Source organism: Acetobacter sp. UBA5411 (assembly GCF_002409645.1).
GTDB lineage: Bacteria > Pseudomonadota > Alphaproteobacteria > Acetobacterales > Acetobacteraceae > Acetobacter.
In genome coordinates this window covers 10,403-15,303 of record NZ_DHNR01000044.1, presented here as the reverse complement: position 1 = coordinate 15,303, position 4,901 = coordinate 10,403, and the positions used below count along the sequence as shown (strand labels likewise).

At 60.0% G+C, this 4,901-nt stretch carries 5 protein-coding genes; all 5 read left to right on the top strand.

Features of this window, described 5'->3' with window-relative positions:
• A partial coding sequence (locus tag B3759_RS16600) for a hypothetical protein (RefSeq protein WP_291367733.1) occupies positions 1–312 on the top strand: 312 nt, incomplete at its 5' end.
• The gene (locus B3759_RS16595; protein ID WP_291367731.1) at positions 299–1,627 is read left to right on the top strand and encodes a hypothetical protein; all 1,329 of its coding nucleotides are present in this window, start codon (positions 299–301) and stop codon (positions 1,625–1,627) included. The genes B3759_RS16600 and B3759_RS16595, both read left to right, overlap by 14 nt.
• On the top strand, positions 1,627–2,085 hold the full coding sequence (locus tag B3759_RS16590) for a hypothetical protein (protein ID WP_291367729.1): 459 nt from the start codon (positions 1,627–1,629) through the stop codon (positions 2,083–2,085). The genes B3759_RS16595 and B3759_RS16590 overlap by 1 nt, the downstream gene beginning before the upstream one ends.
• Positions 2,085–3,935 carry a transglycosylase SLT domain-containing protein gene (locus tag B3759_RS16585; protein WP_291367727.1) on the top strand — a complete coding sequence of 617 codons (1,851 nt, stop codon included), beginning with the start codon at positions 2,085–2,087 and terminating at the stop codon, positions 3,933–3,935. The genes B3759_RS16590 and B3759_RS16585 overlap by 1 nt, the downstream gene beginning before the upstream one ends.
• Before the next feature lie 16 nt (positions 3,936–3,951).
• A partial coding sequence (locus B3759_RS16580; RefSeq protein WP_291367725.1) for a hypothetical protein occupies positions 3,952–4,901 on the top strand: 950 nt, incomplete at its 3' end.

Genomic DNA, 4,901 nt, shown 5'->3' with positions numbered 1-4,901 from the left:
CGCAAAATGACACCGCTGGCCAGCTCCCCCGATTACCACGCATGGTTGGATCGCGGGTCGAGTGGGCGTTTGTGGGTCCATTTCCTTGTGTTCCGCTATTCCCCGCGCGTCCGGCGTGAAATCGTCAGCGGGTTTGAGCGCATATTCCCTCAGATCGGCGAGGACTTGTGGTGTTCCGGCCCACTGTTCGGGAGCGAGGCGAAGCACGCCAAGTTCGTGACGATACTAGGCTTCGATTATGTCGGGAAAGAACTATTCGACGAAAACAAAGAACTGAATGTATATGTAAGGAGAATTAGTGGGCGGAAGTAAAGAAACCACAAACACGTCAAGCCAACAGAAAACAAATTATAGCAGCACTTCAAGCCCGCTTGATTGGCAGTCAAGTGCGCTACAGAATGCTTTTGGCGAAGCCAACGCGCTCAATGGCTACGACGCGACCAGTTCCCAGCCGGACTTCAACACTTATACCGGCCTGAACAACACCGAGAAAAGCGCATTCAACCAGATGGCCTCAACGGGCCAGAATAACGTCAACACAGGCACGTCCCTGCTGGGCCAGTCATATACCGGCGCGAATGCCCTAGACCAAGCTCTAGGGGCGTCCTCGGCGGGCGCAAGCGGTAATTACGACAAGGGCACGTCAGGAGTCAGCCAGGAGCTTATGGGGAATGCCTCCACGGCCCTGTCCAGCGGGAACACGGCGCTGTCCAACGCAATCGCCTCGGCGGGGACAGATTCCACCGCCCAGAACATTGCTGACGCGAACAGCTACATGAACAGCTCTGGCGTCCAGAACGCGGTCAATTCGGCCATTAAGTCGTCTGACGATCTTTACAATTCCACGACTGCACCGTCCCTGAACGCCCAGGCGGAAGCAGGGGGCAACATCAACAGCTCCCGTGCCGGTGCGGCCTCTGCGTTGTCCCAGGCCCTTCAGGCCGACAATGACCAGAACACGGCATCGAGCATGTTGGCGAGTGCATGGCAGAATGGCCTTGATCTGGCAGAGCAGGCCCGACAGAGCAACCTGTCCGGCAATCTATCGGCAGCGAGCGATGCGAACAGCGCAGCCAATACGGCCCTTGACGGGCAGACAGCGGCCAACAGCCTGTCACAGCAGAACAATGCAACAGGCATCGACTGGTCGCAGCTGTTGGGTGAGCAGGGCGATAACGCGGTCAATCAGGCCAGCACTGGTCAGGCGCTTCAGAGCGCGGGCATAGACAGCATCTTGAACAGCGGTTCCGATCAGCAGACGGCCGCCACGGACCAGAATCAGGCCAACCTGACAGCAGACGAGCAGGCCGAGCAGTACCCGTGGTCCGAGCTTGAGCAGTATATGAACGTCATTGGCTCGAATAATTGGGGCCAGCAGACTTCCGGCAACCAGAACAGCACCGGGCAGTCCACACAGACCACCACGACATCGAGCAGCCCGCTTTCGACCGCTTTGGGGGCGCTTGGGGCTATTGGTGGCCTCGGAGCGAGCCTCATGACAGGTGGCTCCACGTCCCTTCTGGGCAGCTTGCTGGGCGGCACTACGTCAAGCGCATCTTCCAATCCCTTCGCTGGGGCCGGGACGATGTATGTGAACGGGCTGGAAGGCGCGGGGACGACAGTCTGATGGGCGTCAATCTTCAGCAGGTCCGGGCATTGTGGGTCCGGCCAGCTCTGGCTGCCTTGGGGGAGGAAAATCTAGCCGCTGAGAATCTTGTGCTGGGCACGGGGAACGCAGAGAGTGGATACGAATATATGGCCCAGCTGGGAGGCGGACCCGCACGGGGTTTCTGGCAGATGGAGCAGGCCACACACGATGATATTTGGCTGAATTACCTGCGTTTTCGGCCACGCCTAGCGTCCCTTTTAGGCTCCCTTGGCGGTCATTTTGACTATCTGGTGACGCGCCCGGTTTACGCCGCTGCGATGTGCCGTGTGGATTACATGCGGGCTTCATCTCCCCTGCCCTCGGCAGACGATGCCGCCGCGCAGGCGGAGTATCACAAGAATCACTACAACACCGCGCTCGGCGCGGCAGACCCTATGAGAAATAGGGCAATCTTTCAGGAGGCAATCAACGCCTGATGGCAAACGAACCAAGCGGTGATATTGTCGAGGATATGCTCCCCCTCGTGGCGTCAGCTGAAAGTTCCGGGAACCCAGACGCATCCAACCCGAACAGCTCCGCTACTGGACTGCTGCAATTCACCGACCCCACATGGAATAGGCTGCTCCAGAATTACCCGAACCAGGGGCTGACAGCGGAAGGAAAGAACGACCCGGAGCAGCAGAAACAGGCTTTCAGGCTGCTCGCCAAGAACGAGTATATTCCTGCCCTGACCAAGATGGGACAGTCCGTAAGTGCGCCCAACATCTATGCCATGCACGTTCTGGGGCAGCCTTCCGCCACGGCACTGATGCAGGCTTCACCGGACACGCCTGCGTCCAAGGCCGTGGGGGATGACAACTGGAGGGATATTCGACAGAACAACCCTTCCCTTTTCGGGGAGGATGGCAATATAACTTCTGGGCAGGCTCTTGCGGCTGTAGGCAGCCATTTGATTGGGGCCACCGGGCAAGAGCCTGCACCGTCCGGCCCTGATGGTGACATCAATGACGGCCGCAATATCTTCATGTCGCAAGGGCTTGATCAGGCCGATGACACGGGCGGAAACGCTGCTGTCCCAACGCCGACCCTCAGCCCGCACATCGTGGACCCGAACGCTAACCTGTCACCGCTTGCCCGGTTCTTCCGCTGGGCGGCTTCAATGGGTTCGGGCGCTGATGCAAAGACCGATGGCGGGGCGCTAGGAACAGGCGGCGCGGCCGCACTTCAGGACATCCTGAACCGCCAGCAGCAGACCATTGGTATCCAGCAGGCTAACGACCAGATCGACCAGCAGAACTATGGGCGGCAGATGCAGGCAGCCGACTTGCAGGCTCGCAATGCCCAGGTCGGGGCCATGCGAGGCCGAGCCGCTGCGCAGCTGGTTGCTGCTGGAATGTCCCCCCTTGCAGCTGTGGCCCTGATGTCCGGTCGATCACTCCCACCGGGAGCTATGACAGGGGGTGCGAACGGGATGCGTCCGGGCGGCAAGATCGGCACTCAGCAATATCTCGAAGCGCCTGATCCCAACGGCGGAGCGCCGCACAGGATCATGGTTTCGGCCTACAAGAACGGCACAGGTGCGCTCATTCAGGACTTGACCACGGGAAAGCAGCTGAATGCGCTTCCGGCAGGTGCCTATGATCCCAAGACAGCCAATGTCGCGGGCGCTGCGAAGGCAGACCAGACCGCGCTGGATGCCGACCGGGAGAGCACGGCCAAGATGTCCACGACTGCCCAGCAGGGCAATGCCCTGATCGCAGACCTTCCGCATATTCCCGCAGGCCCCGGTATCGGAGCGAAGGTGTCCCGTGCAATCCTGAACGCCACCGGCGTCAACAGCTCATCCCTTGGGGATGCGGATGCACTTCAGCGGGCGAATATGTGGGGAACGAACCTGCGCACGGCAGCCCTGTCCAACTATCGCGGCCTCGGACGCCTTGACCTTCCCGAAATCCAGAATGCCTACAAGTCGGTTCCGGCCATCGACGCCACCAATCCGTCCGGGCTGTATTACTGGATCAAGGAATACGGAAATCAGGCGAAATACAAGCAGGACATGCAGGACGCATGGACGGCCAAGAACGGCAACGCTGACACGGCGCAGGGCTACAAGAATTTCGTCGAGAACTACACGAAAGCCCACAAATATGAGCCGCTGAACTATGACGACATGAAGCAGGTTGATCCGCAGCTCAGGGCTTTGCTGGGCATCAAGTCGGCACCTGCGCAGACCATTCAGGGAGCCTCTCAGGGACCGTCACAGCAGCTGCCAGCAGGGCTTTCCGGCAAGAGCAGCACAGGCGTGGGCTGGTCCCTATCACCGTAAGACAAAAGGAGCATAATTGCCCACACTGAACATCGACGGGGTGGGGCGCGTGACTGTTGACGACAGTTTCACGCACCTATCCCCGGAAGATCAGCAGAAAACGGTCGATGACATCATAGCGACCGTTAAAAGCCCAGATGGGGCCGCTGTGGACCCGGAAAACCCCGGACCAGACCCATCTGAAGCTCCCTCAAATTCAGGGAGCCTTCAGGCCAATACGTCCCCCGGATTCCTGTCGCGCCTCGGGAGCAGCCTGTCGGGCATGGGGCACGCAGCCGCCCAGAGCATCATCCACGGACTGCCAGCAGCCCTTGCGGGTGGCTCATCGGCACTGATCAGAACAGCCGAGAATAAGGCCGGTCATGTCGGCCTGGTGGATGATGCGGCCAACGCGCTCCAGTCCCTTTCGGACGATCAGCGGGCCGACCTAGCCCAGAACTATCAGCACCCTGCCGATGTGGACCCCTCACCTGTCCATGCCCTGAAAACGCAGGGTGTGGGGGGCTTTCTAAAGTCCCTCGGCTACTCGACAGCAGAAGGTGCCGGCCCCCTCGGAGCCACACTGGCGCTTGGCGCAGCTGCTCCGGTTACTGGTGGTGCGTCTCTGATCCCCATGTTGGGTATGCAGGGGATGCTCGCGGCGGATAACGTCCAGCAGAGCAAGAAGGCAGCGGGGCTGGAAACAGGCAACGGCCTGACGAACACAGACCTGGCCAATGCGGCCGGACAGACTGCCCTCTACTCCCTTGGCGGCCCAGAGGCGAACATCCTGAAGGGTATGATTAACACGGGTGCCAAAGGCTCGATCGCATCCCTCATGGACAGTGCATCGAACGCCTATCAAGGCTCTCCCATCGAGAACGTTGGAGGTGCCTATCAGAAGGCTGCCGACGCCTTCCTGACAGGGGCATTGACACATGCGGGCGTGACGGGTGCGAAAGCCACGGCTGGAGTGACCGCACAGAC